Origin of the sequence: Curtobacterium pusillum (assembly GCF_007673235.1) — a bacterium.
Taxonomy (GTDB): domain Bacteria; phylum Actinomycetota; class Actinomycetes; order Actinomycetales; family Microbacteriaceae; genus Curtobacterium; species Curtobacterium pusillum_C.
Map to the genome: position 1 here is coordinate 1 of NZ_VDZH01000012.1, position 1503 is coordinate 1503.

Sequence of the window (1503 nt, forward strand, 5' to 3'; positions counted from 1 at the left end):
ACAGACGACGGATTTGCCTATCGTCAGCCCTACATCCTTACACCAGGTTCACCTTACGGATACCATCGCCTGGCTCAGCTACCTTCCTGCGTCACACCTGTTCATACGCTAACCGCACCAGCATGGGGTCGAGCGTTAGACCGGACCGCATCACCCCGAAGGGATCCGCTGATACCGGGTTAGGACTCTTAGCACCACTGGATTAGCTTGGGCGGTTGTTCGCCGGTACGGGAATATCAACCCGTTGTCCATCGACTACGCCTGTCGGCCTCGCCTTAGGTCCCGACTTACCCAGGGCGGATTAACCTGGCCCTGGAACCCTTGGTCTTTCGGAGGACGGGTTTCTCACCCGTCTTTCGCTACTCATGCCTGCATTCTCACTCGTGTAGCGTCCACGGCTGGATCACTCCGCCGCTTCACTCGCCACACGACGCTCTCCTACCACTCCGCACGACTGAACCACGAAGGCTTATCGAGTGTGCGAAATCTACAACTTCGGCGGTGTGCTTGAGCCCCGTTACATTGTCGGCGCGGAATCACTTGACCAGTGAGCTATTACGCACTCTTTCAAGGGTGGCTGCTTCTAAGCCAACCTCCTGGTTGTCTATGCAACTCCACATCCTTTCCCACTTAGCACACGCTTAGGGGCCTTAGTTGGTAGTCTGGGTTGTTTCCCTCTCGACGATGAAGCTTATCCCCCACCGTCTCACTGCTGCGCTCTCACTCACCGGCATTCGGAGTTTGGCTGACGTCAGTAACCTGTTGAGGCCCATCGGCCATCCAGTAGCTCTACCTCCGGCGAGAAACACGCAACGCTGCACCTAAATGCATTTCGGAGAGAACCAGCTATCACGAAGTTTGATTGGCCTTTCACCCCTATCCACAGCTCATCCCCTCCATTTTCAACTGAAGTGGGTTCGGTCCTCCACGACGTCTTACCGTCGCTTCAACCTGGCCATGGATAGATCACTTCGCTTCGGGTCTAGGACATGCGACTGAATCGCCCTATTCAGACTCGCTTTCGCTACGGCTGCCCCACACGGGTTAACCTCGCCACATATCACTAACTCGCAGGCTCATTCTTCAAAAGGCACGCCGTCACCCCTACAAGGAGGCTCCGACGGTTTGTAAGCAAACGGTTTCAGGTACTATTTCACTCCCCTCCCGGGGTACTTTTCACCTTTCCCTCACGGTACTTGTCCGCTATCGGTCATCTGGGAGTATTTAGGCTTATCAGGTGGTCCTGACAGATTCACACGGGATTTCTCGGGCCCCGTGCTACTTGGGATACACATCCGGCCATAACACCATTTCGTCTACGGGGCTGGCACCCACTACGGCCCGGCTTTCAAACCGGTTCGACTATGATGCGCTGTAACCGCCCCAGTCCGGCAGAACTGAGCGACGTGTCCCACAACCCCGACCATGCAACGCCCGCCGGCTATCACACATGATCGGTTTAGCCTCATCCGCTTTCGCTCGCCACTACTCACGGAATCACAT

The 1503-nt window shown here is 55.9% G+C and carries 1 rRNA gene; it reads right to left on the reverse strand.

Annotated elements, in window-relative coordinates:
• Positions 1 to 1503, reverse strand: a 23S ribosomal RNA gene (locus tag FS532_RS18380); the annotation flags it as partial.